At 60.1% G+C, this 12,885-nt stretch carries 18 protein-coding genes and 1 pseudogene; 14 read left to right on the forward strand and 5 right to left on the reverse strand.

Annotated features, from left to right (window positions below; all coding sequences use genetic code 11):
• Positions 1–188: 188 nt before the first annotated feature.
• The 6 genes and pseudogenes from GM910_RS27390 to GM910_RS27870 all read left to right on the forward strand — a co-directional run.
• Positions 189–308, forward strand: a pseudogene (locus GM910_RS27390) (IS630 family transposase); the annotation flags it as partial.
• A gap of 9 nt (positions 309–317) precedes the next feature.
• Positions 318–557, forward strand: coding sequence for a hypothetical protein (locus GM910_RS19690; RefSeq protein WP_159590373.1), 240 nt, complete (start codon positions 318–320; stop codon positions 555–557).
• A gap of 168 nt (positions 558–725) precedes the next feature.
• Positions 726–2,384: an FAD-dependent oxidoreductase gene (locus tag GM910_RS19695; protein ID WP_201285554.1), complete on the forward strand. Its 1,659-nt coding sequence runs from the start codon at positions 726–728 to the stop codon at positions 2,382–2,384.
• Positions 2,385–2,750: 366 nt separating this feature from the next.
• The gene (locus GM910_RS19700; protein ID WP_159590375.1) at positions 2,751–3,017 is read left to right on the forward strand and encodes a hypothetical protein; all 267 of its coding nucleotides are present in this window, start codon (positions 2,751–2,753) and stop codon (positions 3,015–3,017) included.
• 183 nt (positions 3,018–3,200) lie between these two features.
• Complete coding sequence (locus GM910_RS19705; RefSeq protein ID WP_159590377.1) at positions 3,201–3,527, forward strand: hypothetical protein; 327 nt, start codon at positions 3,201–3,203, stop codon at positions 3,525–3,527.
• Positions 3,524–3,838, forward strand: coding sequence for a GAF domain-containing protein (locus GM910_RS27870; RefSeq protein WP_159590379.1), 315 nt, complete (start codon positions 3,524–3,526; stop codon positions 3,836–3,838). The genes GM910_RS19705 and GM910_RS27870 overlap by 4 nt, the downstream gene beginning before the upstream one ends.
• A gap of 228 nt (positions 3,839–4,066) precedes the next feature.
• On the opposite strand, the gene GM910_RS19715 is transcribed toward GM910_RS27870, so the two are convergent.
• Entirely contained in the window at positions 4,067–4,462 is a 396-nt protein-coding gene (locus GM910_RS19715) for a cupin domain-containing protein (protein WP_159590381.1), read from the reverse strand.
• Between the two features lie 76 nt (positions 4,463–4,538).
• Positions 4,539–4,811, reverse strand: a complete 273-nt coding sequence (locus tag GM910_RS19720; protein WP_246226230.1) for a hypothetical protein — start codon at positions 4,809–4,811, stop codon at positions 4,539–4,541.
• 308 nt (positions 4,812–5,119) lie between these two features.
• Between GM910_RS19720 and GM910_RS19725 the strand changes: the two genes are divergently transcribed.
• From GM910_RS19725 to GM910_RS19735, 3 genes are all read left to right on the forward strand, one after another.
• The gene (locus GM910_RS19725) at positions 5,120–5,305 is read left to right on the forward strand and encodes a hypothetical protein (RefSeq protein WP_159590383.1); all 186 of its coding nucleotides are present in this window, start codon (positions 5,120–5,122) and stop codon (positions 5,303–5,305) included.
• Positions 5,306–5,342: 37 nt separating this feature from the next.
• Complete coding sequence (locus GM910_RS19730) at positions 5,343–5,660, forward strand: hypothetical protein (RefSeq protein WP_159590385.1); 318 nt, start codon at positions 5,343–5,345, stop codon at positions 5,658–5,660.
• Between the two features lie 64 nt (positions 5,661–5,724).
• Positions 5,725–5,940 (forward strand): hypothetical protein, encoded by a 216-nt coding sequence (locus GM910_RS19735; RefSeq protein ID WP_159590387.1) that lies wholly within the window; start codon positions 5,725–5,727, stop codon positions 5,938–5,940.
• Between the two features lie 365 nt (positions 5,941–6,305).
• Here GM910_RS19735 and GM910_RS19740 read toward each other — a convergent pair whose 3' ends face one another.
• Positions 6,306–6,725: a hypothetical protein gene (locus GM910_RS19740; RefSeq protein ID WP_201285555.1), complete on the reverse strand. Its 420-nt coding sequence runs from the start codon at positions 6,723–6,725 to the stop codon at positions 6,306–6,308.
• Between the two features lie 20 nt (positions 6,726–6,745).
• Positions 6,746–8,089 (reverse strand): sulfite oxidase, encoded by a 1,344-nt coding sequence (locus tag GM910_RS19745; RefSeq protein ID WP_159590389.1) that lies wholly within the window; start codon positions 8,087–8,089, stop codon positions 6,746–6,748.
• A 164-nt stretch (positions 8,090–8,253) separates the two neighbouring features.
• On the opposite strand from GM910_RS19745, the gene GM910_RS19750 reads away from it, so the two are divergent.
• Together GM910_RS19750 and GM910_RS27665 are read left to right on the forward strand one after the other, a co-directional pair.
• The gene (locus GM910_RS19750) at positions 8,254–8,415 is read left to right on the forward strand and encodes a hypothetical protein (RefSeq protein ID WP_159590391.1); all 162 of its coding nucleotides are present in this window, start codon (positions 8,254–8,256) and stop codon (positions 8,413–8,415) included.
• Between the two features lie 340 nt (positions 8,416–8,755).
• Positions 8,756–9,367 (forward strand): cold-shock protein, encoded by a 612-nt coding sequence (locus GM910_RS27665; protein ID WP_159590393.1) that lies wholly within the window; start codon positions 8,756–8,758, stop codon positions 9,365–9,367.
• Positions 9,368–9,601: 234 nt separating this feature from the next.
• On the opposite strand, the gene GM910_RS19760 is transcribed toward GM910_RS27665, so the two are convergent.
• Positions 9,602–10,567, reverse strand: a complete 966-nt coding sequence (locus GM910_RS19760; RefSeq protein ID WP_246226231.1) for a phosphotriesterase family protein — start codon at positions 10,565–10,567, stop codon at positions 9,602–9,604.
• A gap of 586 nt (positions 10,568–11,153) precedes the next feature.
• Here GM910_RS19760 and GM910_RS19765 point away from each other — a divergent pair.
• The 3 genes from GM910_RS19765 (at position 11,154) to GM910_RS19775 (ending at position 12,883) form a co-directional block, all read left to right on the forward strand.
• Complete coding sequence (locus GM910_RS19765) at positions 11,154–11,522, forward strand: DsrE family protein (protein WP_159590395.1); 369 nt, start codon at positions 11,154–11,156, stop codon at positions 11,520–11,522.
• A gap of 78 nt (positions 11,523–11,600) precedes the next feature.
• Entirely contained in the window at positions 11,601–12,041 is a 441-nt protein-coding gene (locus GM910_RS19770; protein ID WP_159590397.1) for a cupin domain-containing protein, read from the forward strand.
• Between the two features lie 62 nt (positions 12,042–12,103).
• Positions 12,104–12,883 carry a methyltransferase domain-containing protein gene (locus GM910_RS19775; protein WP_159590399.1) on the forward strand — a complete coding sequence of 260 codons (780 nt, stop codon included), beginning with the start codon at positions 12,104–12,106 and terminating at the stop codon, positions 12,881–12,883.
• The last annotated feature ends 2 nt before the right edge of the window (positions 12,884–12,885 follow it).

Genomic DNA, 12,885 nt, shown 5'->3' on the forward strand with positions numbered 1-12,885 from the left:
CTGGGTTCTCATCGCCAGCATCCGCATGCTCACGCGGCGGCTCGCAAGACCATGAAATCCAACCGATCTTTATGATTCAGGCACTGAGCTCGACCTGATGGCCTGCCATATAACGTGAGCAAGCGCAGGGGCACACTTCTTACCGCGACCGACCCAGATAGCTGGAATGCTCTTATGCGAGGTGATCAGCCCAAAAGCGCACGATCAAGGAGACCTGGCGACACATCGGCCACCTCGTCTCAACCATTGAACCCAGCGAATGCGAAAACTGCTTCGCAAACGCCGGATACGCTTCCGTCAAATCGTGAACCACTCTAGTGTCGATCGAAGACAGGGGCGGCGCGACATCGCATCAGCTGATGGCGATCCACGGTTGGGAAACGCTGAAGGAAGCGGAACGCTACACGCGCCGCGCCAATCGCAAACGGCTTGCCGCCGAGGCTATGCACTTGCTGGTGCCCGTGGACGAAACGGCAACAGACTTTCCCACTTCTTTCGAGGATACCAACCCGGTGGGAAAATTAGGGCGAAAAACATCAATGATGTCAGTAACTTAAGAAATGAATGGTGCCAGGAGCGAAGGCAAAGCCACAGTCTTCCGAGGCTGTCAGGCCGTCATACCTGAAGCCAACGTCATGATATGCAGGCGCGATCTGCTCTTAACCGGGGCCGGTCTGACCGTGGGGCTTCTCTCGTTGCCGCAGGCATGGGCGGAGACGAGACCCATGCCGACTCGCAGTGGCGGCCCGGATTGGACTGCGCTGGCTAGCCGGGTGGGAGACCGGCTCGCTTCGGTGGAATGGCCATTGGAGCGCTGCCTTGCCGAGCCCGGAGGCAAGGACTGCGCCGCCTTCTTCGCATCGGCCCGCAACCCCTATTTTCTTGGCGACAACCCGGCTCTCACGCAAACTATGGGGTGGGTGGATGCGTGGGTCAGCCAGCCGAGCAACAGGGTGCTGGAAGCGGCCTCCGCGGCCGACATCGCCGCAGCGATCAATTTCGCCCGCGACCAAGGAATCCGGCTTGTCGTGAAGGGCGGCGGCCACAGCTATGCCGGCGGCTCCAATGCAGCGGACTCGTTGCTAATCTGGACACGCCGGATGAATGCTATCGAAGTGCACGATGCCTTCACGCCGGACGGCAGCGATGTGGAACCAACGCCAGCCGTGTCTGTCGGCGCAGGGGCGATATGGGGAGAAGTCTACAAGCAAGTCTGCGCCGGGGCCGGCCGCTACGTTCAGGGGGGCGGCTGCCTGACAGTCGGCGTCGCCGGTCTCATCCAGAGCGGTGGCTTCGGCAGCCTCTCGAAGGCGTTCGGTACGGCGGCCTCGAGCCTTGTGGAGGCGGAAGTCGTGACGGCGGACGGTGTGATACGCATCGTCAATGCTGTTCGGGATCCCGAGCTTTTCTTCGCTCTCAAGGGTGGCGGCGGTGGGACCTTCGGTGTCGTTACGCGCGTCACTTTGCGCACGCATGACATGCCGGCGACGATCGGCGCGGTGTTCGCCGATATTTCCGCACGGTCGGACGAGGCCTATCGCGCCCTCATCGCACGGATGCTGCAGTTCTACGCCGATGATCTCTACAACCCGCATTGGGGCGAGCAGATCGGCTTCCGGCCGGACAATGTGCTCAGGATTTCGATGCTCTGCCAAGGCCTCAGTCAGCAGCAGGTCGAAACGCTTTGGGGGCCATTCTGGGCCTGGCTGCGCGATCGTCCTGACGACTTTGCCTTTTCCGACCCGACAGCCATCGTTCTCGAGGCACGGCAGTTCTGGGATCCAGATTTTCTGAGGACGCTTCCGGGCATCGTACTTACGGATGACCAACCCGGAGCCAATCAGGACCGGATCTACTGGGCCGGCAACAGGGGGGAATCTGGCCAGTTCCTGCATGCTTTCGCATCGGCTTGGGTGCCGAGCACCTCGCTCGAACCGGCATTGCAAGGATCACTCGCTGCCGGGCTGTTCGAGGCATCACGGCATTGGAGCATTACACTCCACACCAACAAGGGCCTCGCCGGATCCCCTGACGATGTTCGCGAACGCGTACGTACGCAAACTGCCACCAATCCCGTTGTGACCGACAGCTTCGCGCTTGCTATCTGTGGTGCGGAAGGTCCGCCGGCCTATCCCGGCGTTCGCGGCTTCGAACCCGATGTTGGCCTTGCACGGCGGCAGGCGGAGCGGGTCCGCTCCGCCATGAATGCGCTTAAGGCCCACGTCCCGGCGGAAGGATCATATGTCTCCGAGAGCGACTACTTTGAAGCTGATTGGGAACAAGCCTTCTGGGGCGAGAACTATGCGCGCCTGCAGAAGGTCAAGGTCACTTATGATCCCGACAATCTTTTCCGAATCCACCATGGGGTTGCTCCAAAGAGTTGAGCAACCAGAATTGCGGACCATGTTGAACGACCAATCAGGGGCCGGGAGCAAGCTGACCGCTTCTTGCATCTGCGAGGCCAATAGGGGACGTCCGATTGAGGAGGCTGAACCTGCTGGGATTGAGGTCACGATCGAGCCGAAACGGTCATTACCGCAGCACAGGTAATGACGCTAAAGGGTGGTTTTGCTGCCGATCAATGTTTCACCGTTGTTTGACCCGTATCCGCTTGGAACCAGCAATTCTACCTATAGTAGTTTGACGAGGATCAATGACGGGCCTGAGCACCATAATAACGATTCCCACTTCACTGCCGACGCTGCGCCAACGGAGGCCATTTAACTGTTGGATAAGTGGGGAGGTTCTAAATGGCTGGTCAACACGAAACCCACAACGATGCTTTAGGACAGTCGGATTTTCGCGTGAGCTACTCCAAAAGCACAGGATGGCTGGTGGCGATCGTGACTAGGGAGGCGCATCTGTGGGCGCGGCAGAACGCAAACTCGGCTTTCTTCAGCAACAACGGTGACCACATCATAACCGATCTCGCGGGCGTCAACCTTCTGGTCCGCAATGCCCGGAATGACGGCCTAAGGACTGAATATATCGGCCCACATCGTCTGGTTAGATTTTGAACGGCGCCTCCGGGCACATGAGAAGCCCACCCCTAACGTTTGACGTAGCCGCCGTGTTGGAACGTGCCGACGGCGCGTTCCTAACCTTCTGCCACTTTCCAGCTAAAACGAAGATCGGCTCGTCCCTTGAGCATGGCACATCGCCCGCTGTATGATGTCGCCACACTCTCCGGAGACCTTCCAATGTGGCGCTTCATCTTACGAGAGAATGCCGCGAACTACCGCAGACTGATGCAAGCGGAGAGCGATGGAGAGCGGCGACTGTCCCTGAAGCTGCTTGTTGAGGCTGCCGAACGCGAACTGACGGAGTTGGATGAGGCGTCGCATCACGCACACGCCGCAAGGGAAGTCGCGGTCGGAAGGTTGCTCCAAGTGTTTCTCGACGACGCGGTAAGGATGCACAAGGCCGACTTCGGCAATATTCAGCTATATGAACCGGAAACTCAGAGCCTGCTGATCGGCGCGCAGCGCAATTTTCGTAAGCCGTTTCTAGACCATTTCGCGTTGTGACGGCGAATGACGGTTCGGCCTGTGGCGCCCTGGCCCAAGGAGCCTCTATTTGGCTCGAAGACATCAATGACGACCCCGCATTTTCCTCTATCGTCGACATAGCTCGCGAAACAGGCTTCCGGGCTGTGCAATCAACGCCCCTCACCGCATCCGGAACAATCATAGGAATGCCGTCGACGCATTTCGGATCGCCCCGGAAATGGTCTTTTGATGAAAAGAGGCAAACCGCTGCCTATGCAAATCGGGTTGGCAACCATTTGGCCGGTCTGTTGAATAGGGCGGATACACCGACCGCGGGTTTCGGGCGTTAAGACGGCAGGATGCAGGGGAAGGTACCTGCAGCCCCAACTGCCAACAGGAAGTTGGACGCCCTGCAACCAATGCGCCAGCCGTGGACGTCGGCTCGCCTATCGTACGGAACCGAGTAGCATGCCCGAAGCGTCAGCACTGTTGTCGCCACTACGTTCACCGACCGTCTGGACTGATTACTGGCCTTGCTCGTCATAAGCCTACGAAGCCAACCCCAATCGACCGCGCGATCACTCGGTCGTTTTGCCGTCGAAATGCTCCTCGTGCGCCTCGCCATCGGCTTTGGTGGTGTGTATCGTTCCGTCACGGTGCTCGGGCGGCCCGTAGATCGTGTAGAGGCGAAGTGGTTCGTTTCCGGAGCATTTTACGTTATGGCGGGCACCGGCGGGCACGATAAATGCATCGTCAGCCTCCACCTGTGACCGATTTCCGTCAATCCACACCTCACCCTTTCCTTGTTCAACACGAAAGAACTGATCGCGGTCTTCGTGCACTTCCTCACCGAGGTCATCGCCGGGTTGAACAGACATCAGAACGAGCTGCAGGTTCTTTCCCGTATAGAGAACGCGCCGGAAATCGGTGTTTTCCGCGGTCAACTTTTCGATATCGTCCACAAAGCCGTGCATTTCGATCCCCTGGTTCGTCTGCCTGTCGGCAACATTTGCAATAATCGAAGGATTGTTCAAAACCCACCGGGGCGCGTCAGATCCTGTCGCGCAAGCCGCTCACGCCTTCGGCTTTTGCGCAGTGCTTGCAGCAGAAGAAGGTGCCGCTGCGTTCCAGGCCGTGGCCGACGATGCGCGTGCCGCAGTGGGCACAAACCGGAGCGAGCGCTCTTATGGCGCATTCAAAACTGTCGAACACATGTTTCTCGCCGTGCATCAGGAGTTCGAACGTCTTGTCGTAGTCGTTCCCACAAGTTTCGCATATCGGCATAATCGTCACCTCGATGGTGTTTGCCGGCAGTGAGCTCATAGATCGGCCTGACACGCCACAGAGGCGCCTTTTCTCGTTTCCGTTCAACTGCCCGCATTTTGATATCATTGAATGAATTGAAGGCCGCTGCGTTGACTTCGGTCAAATGCCGCTCTTGACGCTCGTATCGTAGGTTGATTCCGGAAATCCTCGTCACTGGGAGCACTGAGAATGGACTTTGCACAAAATGCCCAATTGTTCCTGCTGATGGAGCCCCATCGTTCTTCCTGTTGATTGGAATCAAAGCGCAATGCGCTGCACGGAGTAGAAATTACGCGATCAGCGAAATTGGGATGAGGACAAGCATCATGAAGAGGAATCGCCTCACGCCGTGGGTTGTAGGTGCTGTGATGATCCTCGCGGCGGTTCTGTATGTCGGGTATCGAATGTGGCTGACCAACTGCGCTCCCTTGGGGATCGAGTTGGGCGTGCTGACCGCGATTCCTGTGATCTATCTGGTGCTGATGTATCTGACGTTTGTCAGCCAGGAATAGTCAGCGCTCGACATGCCGCAGATCTTGGGGGGTGATCATGCCTGCTGAATTCGAGAAGGCGGTTCAGGACCCTGCCTCGTTCTTTGCCCAGCCAAAGGACGTCCTCCACGATGCGTCACTCACGCGAGATCAGAAGATCGAGATCCTGCGCCGCTGGGAGTATAACGCCTCGGAGGAAGCGGTGGCCCTCGAAGAAGGCATGCCGGGAGATGAAACCGGGATATTGAGACGGATCCTGATTGCGCTCGGCGAGGTCGCCGGTCCCGTTAATCTCAATTTGACCGCACCCATCAAGCAGCACGGCCTATCCCGGAAGGCAGTGGGGCTGCCGAACACGCCGAACACCGGGAAGTAGTAGTCTCGGGGGCCATACTGCCAGGCGATGCATGGGAACTACCACACGCGGAGCACGAATCCTGATGCCAATCTGGCTGGTGAAGACGACATGGCTCGAAGACGAGACCGAAGCGACCGAGCAATGGGAAGTGAATGCGGACACTGAGCAGACCGCTGTGGAGGAGATCAGCAAGCTTGTGCGGTTTCGGCCGCATCATATCGAGGCGAGCCTGCGCCCCGTGGCCAGAGGCGATGAACCTCTTCTTTTACCTGGTCAAGTTCGAAGGCTGTCTCCCTGATCGGGCCTAGATTCAGGCGTGATATCCCGGTCTTTGCCGCTTGGCGAAATGGGCTGTGTGAGCACCCCTTGAGGCGCTTGGCTTTGCTGTTCCAGGATGTGGCAAGGCCTTCGGGATCACGCTTGGAAATCGCTTACTTTGTCACGGCGTCGATCAGGCGCTCGCAACTGACGCCATCATCGCCGGCAATTGCGGCTGCCGTGGTCGGATCCATCGACATATCGCGCCCTGACAAGTCTTCGGATTTCGCTATCTGAGAGCTATAATATTATGGAGTCCGTTAGAATCGAGACCGGACCATTGAATGCGTAGACCAATTGGCTGTCATGGACGCCGCGCCGACCGGAGCGAGCGCATCGTACGCGTCATCTCTCCGATGAGAAATGGCGTTTGAGATAGTCAAGAATGCGCTGCTTCGTTCCCCCGTCCGGTTCAGGCATCTTCTGTACCTCAATCATCCACCTCAATGTATAATCCCAGCGGGCATCCGTCAGCCGCTGCTGTTTTACGATCGCAAGCGAATGGCAACCTGAACACGTATAGTAGACATCCTCCACACCGGGAGTATCCGGGAGGCCGCCGAACTCCGTGTTCAGGGGAACTTCGATCTTCGGTTCGGCTCTGCCGCGGCGCGGCGCCATCGGATCATACCTGCCCGCCGACTGCGCCACAGCGGGCTTGCTGATCGGGAAGACGAACGGGCCGAGACCCCCGAGAATCACGGCCATGGCAATGGATACGGACCGGCCGATCAGCGAGTGTTTCAGTCCGCGACCTTGCGCCAACGCCACTTTCGCTACAAGTCTCAAACGGCTAGCAACGCAATGCGGTGCTGCATGTTGTTGCCGTACCCGCGCGGGTTCCAGCCTGGAACGACAGGGGGTTGCATCATGCCATCTCCGTCTGTCGCACGGGCCCAGACCTCGTAGTAGCCTGCCTCCGGCAGCGTCACGCTGGCCCGCCAGCTCTGCCAGGCGAATTTATTGGCCGGCGGGTCGATTTCGGCCTCCGCCCAGGTCTGGCCGAAATCGATGGAGATGTGCATCGCCACGACGTCGCCCTTGCCACACCAGGCCTTGCCGCGGACCTCGCTCGCCTGGCCGGTCGGCACTTCCGCCCCGGTCTGTGGGAAGGTGATGATCGATTTCACGGGCATCACGGTGAGGATCTCCATGTCCTGTTCCGGCACCTCCGTTCCCGGTGCCACCGGATAAGCCGGAAGCCGGTACGAGTAGCCGGTCATTTTCGCGCCATCATGCTCCTTGTCGCGCACCCAAATGCGGGTCAGGTACTTCTGCGAGGCCGATCCCGGATAGCCGGTGATGATGAGACGCAGCGGGAAACCGTGCAGTGCCGGCACGGGCTCGCCATTCATCTCCCAGGCGATCAAGTTTTCCGGCTCCATCGCCTTTTCGATGGGCACCCCGCGCGAGATGACGACCTTGTCGGAATCGCCCGAAACATCGACGTCGTTGCCGTAGTGACCAGTATATACCGCGCTATCCCTTATGCCGGCGGCATTCAGCACATCGCGCAGCCGCACACCTGTCCACTCCGAACAGCCGACGGCGCCGACGGTCCACTGATTGCCCGAGGCGCCTGGCTCGAAATAGGCGCGGCCATTGCCGCCGCACTCGATCCACAACCGTTGGGTCACTGTCTCAAAGTTGTTCTTCAGATCGTCGATCGTCAACTCGAGCTCGTTGTCGACCTCGCCGTCGATTGTAAGTTTCCAGCCCTCGGCGTTTTGATCCAATGCGGTCTGCGGCACGAGCCCATTGAAGCGCAGGAAGTGCCGGGAATAGGGCGTCACCTCATCGTCAAGGAGATAAGGCGGGGTCTCGGCATTGAGCGGCCGGTCGTTCAGCACGGTCAGCCCGTCCTTGCCATTCATGAGTTCCATTCCGGTTTCTTGTGCGAAGGCGACTGGCATCAGTCCTGCCGGCATGTTGCGGTGGAAAGGTATCGATGCGCCGAGCATCGCACCCATCGTGGCGAGGCCGGCTCCCCGCAGGAATCCTCGGCGATCGGAATTTGCCAATCGCCCGAAAACCAGCCAGTCAGCCTGCTCAGGCCGCTCGGCGTAAAGTTGGCGAACCTCGTGTGCAGAAAGCTGCCGCTGCGGGTGGCGCGAAACCTGTCGTGTCATGATCTCCTCCCGTCATGGCGGATTATCCGCCTTTGCTAGAGGAGACGTCATGGCCTGCCGGATTGTTCCACGTCGGGACGAAAAAGGCATCAGCCCAGGCAGGACGCGGCTATGAGATCGGGGGTGGCGGCCATGCGCACTGGCTCCCGCGACCGGCGGGTGACATGAACCAGATATTCGGCCACGGCACGGAAGCGGGCTGTATCCATGTCACGCGCGACAATCCTGTAGCCTGTGTTCGCTACACACCAGGTCGCCCGGAGTATCTTGCCGACCGGCACGATGACGAGGTCATCATAGGCGCATTGCCGTTGGACAGAATCTGAACTTGGAGCTCGCCAGCAGCTCGGGGGCCGGTAGCGGGCGGTCACCTTCCGGTGTTCGGAATGGGGGTAACGGGCGTTGAAGCGCCTTGTGCATCCTGAATGTTTTCCGCTGGATCGCAACTCGCTAGGATGAGCTGACCGGCGGACGTACCTGGCCAATCCAGGTGGAGGGCGGCATCGTCTTGCAAGAGACGCGGCCCTGCCGGCTGTTCGGCATTGTCACGGCGGGCGAGGTCTCGGTGAGAAAGGAACTCGCTTTCGTTTTCCGATGATTACCATATTTTCATTGAAGGATGTCCGCGCTGCCGCTAGACGTGCCGAAAAATGAGCAATTGCGCAGATGACCAGACACCGCAGTGACAAGAGAGGTTCCCGAAGGGGCGAATGGGGCGACGAAGGCCCCGGCGACTTTCAGGAGCCCAGTTACTTCAGCCGCCGGCCGGAACCGGTTCGGTCGGCAACATCCCAACCCGATCCTGTTGAAGCTGACGTACTTTGGTTCAACGCTCCAAAGGGATTTGGTTTTGTTCAGCCGCCGGGCGGCGACAAGGCCTTCCTTCATGTCAAGCAGTTGGAAGCTGCCGGCCTCAGTGACATCGCTGAAGGCGCTCGACTTCGCGTCGTCATCGAACCTGGCCCGAAAGGATTGAACGTCACCAGGGTCACGGAAATCCTGTCGTCGCCTGCCGTTCCTGCCGATCGACAGGAACGACACCGGAGTTCAGCCAGCCACGATGGAACGGAAGACGAGGCTTTTGGCACGGTCAAATGGTACAATGCCGAAAAGGGGTTTGGCTTCATCGGACGCTCCGACGGGGGCCCGGACATCTTCGTTCATGCAACGGCGCTGAACCGATCGGGCATCACCACGCTGGAAGAAGGCCAGGCGGTGATTGTCCGTTATGTCGAAGGGAAGAAGGGGCCGGAGGCCAGGGCGCTAGAGCAGACCTAATTGCTGCTGACCTCATCAACCAGGCGGTCGGACCCGTTGGCCCCATATCTATCTTGAAAGCTTCCACGGACATGGCATGATTGGCGCATGACGGTCGCGCAGTGAGTGTCGGTAGACACATGTCAACCTTCAGCACTCGCGCATCAAACCAGCATATTGAAGCGAATTGTCCGCCCGAAGCAGGTTTGCGCTCATCCTTCAGCGGCACGGCTCGGTTGTAACAGCGATCAGCATCTAGCCGGGGCGAGAATAGGCCCGAAATGGGTTGTCCTCAGACAACACTTTCAGCGTCCCGTCGTCGACGCCTGAAGCTTTGAGCGACGGCATCATGACGTCGGAAAGATGCGTATAGGAGCGCGGCACGCCACCCCCGGGCTTGGCCGGATCGAACCAGCCAACATCGTGGCTGATGAGTAAGTTGTTGGCGTAACCCGCCTCTAGCGCTCGCAATATCAGGGATTTGACCTCCTCATCCGGGGCTCGGGACACATGGTCATACTCAATCCAGGCTCCACGCGAAACGGCCTCGTCATGGTAGCCAAGATCTGTCTCGTTCTGGGTGTGTATCCAGAGGAAGCGGTCGGGCGAATGGCCCTCCTGTTCAATGACATCGAGCTGTGCCATCGCAACGCGACCGCGCATTGTGTGGCTTCCGATGACCGCGCCAGTGCGAGCAGCGGCACGGGCCGCAGCACGCAGGATCCGTTCTTCCAACCATGTGATACCATCGTCCCCGGCGCTAAGCTTGATCCACCCGGCGCGATAATCCGCCTCTTCAAAGCGCTCGGATAGTTCGTGGAACATCCAGGCCTCCAGGGCCTCGTCGTCGGCCTCCCGAACCGATGGCGTGATCCATGGTTCGCGATAGCTGCCGGTCGGCACAACGATCGGAAAGCTGGTCGCGCGGGACACCGCCAGGTCGAAATCGGCTCGGCGCCCGACGCCGGTGGTCGAGCATTCGACCAGTGCAGTAACACCACGCCGCTTGATCTCTTCGATCTTGGGCGCCATCACCGCCACGACTTCAGCCTCGTCGGCCTCACCATAGCCGGGTTTGTCGGGCGTGCGTAGATCGACGAAGACGTGCTCGTGAGGAAGGATCATCCCCAGCTTGTCACGACCGAGCAACCCCAGAGTGGTATAGAGGTAGCGCTCGGCATCATCCACTGTGGCGGATGTGCCTGGGTATTCGTGGTTCATCTTGTGGTCCCATCGTCGAGGTTGGAGTGGACCCGCTGCGACGGTTGGGTTTGGGCACCGGGGTGTCAGAACTGTCGCGGCAAGCGGTATGCAGCGGGAATCCGAGCGGACCTCAGACTAGTCTCCATACATTGCGGCAGCAAGGCTGGGACGGTGCCGACATTCGGGAAGATGACGACAGAAGCGTTTCACACTTCAAGGTTCTTGACGAAAGCCCTCGCTTTCAAATCGGCAGAGTCAAGCGACTGTACGGAAGCCTAAAAAGCTCGCGTTGGGGCCGAAAGGCGACTGGCAGGTTCTGGCACCCAAACGGCGAGAGACGACATTCAGGTCACCAGACGTAATGAAAATAGGTGACCGATAGCGCTGACAAAGGCGCTCATTGAAATGAATGACCGCATGATGGCGCGCCGCTGACAGGCGCGGCCGCCCGATGCGCAGCTGTCAGGATTGTTATCCCATCCGCAAATCAGGTCTCAGGCATCATCGGTTTTACGGCTGGCGGGTCCGGGAACTTTTTTCGCACTCCTCGCGTCCTTGCCGACGCCGGGTAAGGGAACACCCGGGTCAAGCCAGGGAGGAGAACATGGCTGAGGGGACGCGCGAGCTCGTCGTTCTGATGAGCCACGGTGCGGACAACGAGATGTCGTCCGTGGGATTCACCATCGCCAACGGAGGCATGACCGCCGGCCTGAAGGTCTCGATCTTCCTCACGAGCGCCGCGGTGGATCTCGTGCGCAGGAAGGCGGTCGACATGACCCAGGTCCAGCCGCTCGAGCCGCTTGCCGCGCTCATCCAGGATTTCATCAAGCGCGGCGGGCAACTGTGGGCCTGCACGCCCTGTGTGAAGTCGCGCGGCTACGAGCAGGGCGACCTCATCGAAGGCGTCGAGATCGTCGGCTCCAGCAAGATGCACGAGCGCATCAAGGCGGGTGCCGCCACGCTCTCTTTCTGAGCCGCCCCGGCGCCCCGCTGGCGCCGAACGAAGCGATGACGCGCCGCCCCGCGCGTCCCAAAGAGGAGGAGAAGAAAAATGATACGCACAAGCCTGAAGACGCTCGCCATCGCCGCGGCAATCGGCTTCGCGCCCTGGTCCGCGCTCGCGCAGGACGATGCGCTGCCGGAAGGCTTCACCACCGAGCCGCTGCTCAAGACCAGCGTCACCCGCGACGATGAGCCGATCACCTACCCGACCGGCAAGCCTGAGATCATCTCGGTCATCGGCACGCTGGAGAAGGGCGGGCGCACCGCGCTGCACGAGCATCCGGTGCCGGTCTACGTCTACCTGCTGGAAGGCGAGATCGAGCTGAAATCGGAAGGCGGCGAGCCGCATCGCTACAAGGCCGGCGAGGCCTTCATCGAGGCGCAGAACCGCAAGCACCAGGCCTTCAACGTCGCCGACGGGCCGAGCAGGCTGCTCGTCGTCTTCGTCGGCGAGGAAGGCAAGCCGACCAGCGTGGCCGCCACTCAGTAAAGGGCAGAACGCGGCAATGCTCCGGCCGGAGCACCCGCCGGGCAACAGGAGGAATGATCACAATGACCGCGACGACCGTAGCGTTCGACCCTAGGGATCTGGAAGCCAAGGTGAAGGACATGTACCGCGCCGTGGCCGAGAACCCGCAGGGCGAGTTTCATTTCGAGATGGGACGCGGCCTTGCCGAGCGGCTCGGCTATCCGCCGGCCGATCTCGACCGCATCCCGGCCGAATCGATCGCCTCCTTCGCGGGCGTCGGGTATTACTTCCACCTAGCCGGCCTCAAGCCCGGCGAGACCGTCGTCGACCTCGGCAGCGGCTCGGGCATGGATACCTTCATGGCCGCGCTGCACGTCGGCGCGAGCGGCACCGTCATCGGCGTCGACATGACCGACGAGCAGCGCCGCAAGGCGGAGCGCCTGCGCGACGCGGGCGGCTTCGTCAATGTCAGCTACATCAAGGGCTACATCGAGGAGGTGCCGCTGACCGACGCCTGCGCCGACGTGGTCATCAGCAACGGCGTCATCAACCTCGCCACCGACAAGCAGAAGGTCTTTGAGGAGGTCGCGCGTCTGCTTCGACCCGGCGGCCGTTTCGCGATCTCCGACATCGTCACCGAGGTGCAGTTGCCCGACAGCATCGTGTGCAACTCCACGCTGTGGGCCGCCTGCATCGGCGGCGCGGCGCAGCAGGACAGTTACCGCGACCAGATCGAGCGCGCCGGCATGCGCGTCGAGACCGTTGAGGACAATCCGGCCTACGCCTTCATCTCCGACAACGCCAAGTGCGCCAGCCGCAAATACGGCGTCAAGAGCGTGTCGATTCTGGCGGTCAAGGCCTGAGC

The organism is Chelativorans xinjiangensis, from assembly GCF_009812055.1.
Classification (GTDB): domain Bacteria; phylum Pseudomonadota; class Alphaproteobacteria; order Rhizobiales; family Rhizobiaceae; genus Chelativorans; species Chelativorans xinjiangense.

Excerpts from the sequence above, each read along its gene's own strand:
- GM910_RS19765 (WP_159590395.1), top strand. The coding sequence starts at position 11,154 with ATGGCTGAGGGGACGCGCGAGCTCGTCGTTCTGATGAGCCACGGTGCG.
- GM910_RS19705 (WP_159590377.1), top strand. The coding sequence starts at position 3,201 with ATGTGGCGCTTCATCTTACGAGAGAATGCCGCGAACTACCGCAGACTG.
- GM910_RS19760 (WP_246226231.1), bottom strand. The coding sequence starts at position 10,567 with ATGAACCACGAATACCCAGGCACATCCGCCACAGTGGATGATGCCGAG.
- GM910_RS27665 (WP_159590393.1), top strand. The coding sequence starts at position 8,756 with ATGACCAGACACCGCAGTGACAAGAGAGGTTCCCGAAGGGGCGAATGG.
- GM910_RS19720 (WP_246226230.1), bottom strand. The coding sequence starts at position 4,811 with ATGAGCTCACTGCCGGCAAACACCATCGAGGTGACGATTATGCCGATA.
- GM910_RS19775 (WP_159590399.1), top strand. The coding sequence starts at position 12,104 with ATGACCGCGACGACCGTAGCGTTCGACCCTAGGGATCTGGAAGCCAAG.
- GM910_RS19700 (WP_159590375.1), top strand. The coding sequence starts at position 2,751 with ATGGCTGGTCAACACGAAACCCACAACGATGCTTTAGGACAGTCGGAT.
- GM910_RS19735 (WP_159590387.1), top strand. The coding sequence starts at position 5,725 with ATGCCAATCTGGCTGGTGAAGACGACATGGCTCGAAGACGAGACCGAA.
- GM910_RS19770 (WP_159590397.1), top strand. The coding sequence starts at position 11,601 with ATGATACGCACAAGCCTGAAGACGCTCGCCATCGCCGCGGCAATCGGC.
- GM910_RS19695 (WP_201285554.1), top strand. The coding sequence starts at position 726 with ATGCCGACTCGCAGTGGCGGCCCGGATTGGACTGCGCTGGCTAGCCGG.
- GM910_RS19745 (WP_159590389.1), bottom strand. The coding sequence starts at position 8,089 with ATGACACGACAGGTTTCGCGCCACCCGCAGCGGCAGCTTTCTGCACAC.
- GM910_RS19715 (WP_159590381.1), bottom strand. The coding sequence starts at position 4,462 with ATGCACGGCTTTGTGGACGATATCGAAAAGTTGACCGCGGAAAACACC.
- GM910_RS19750 (WP_159590391.1), top strand. The coding sequence starts at position 8,254 with ATGAACCAGATATTCGGCCACGGCACGGAAGCGGGCTGTATCCATGTC.
- GM910_RS19730 (WP_159590385.1), top strand. The coding sequence starts at position 5,343 with ATGCCTGCTGAATTCGAGAAGGCGGTTCAGGACCCTGCCTCGTTCTTT.
- GM910_RS19725 (WP_159590383.1), top strand. The coding sequence starts at position 5,120 with ATGAAGAGGAATCGCCTCACGCCGTGGGTTGTAGGTGCTGTGATGATC.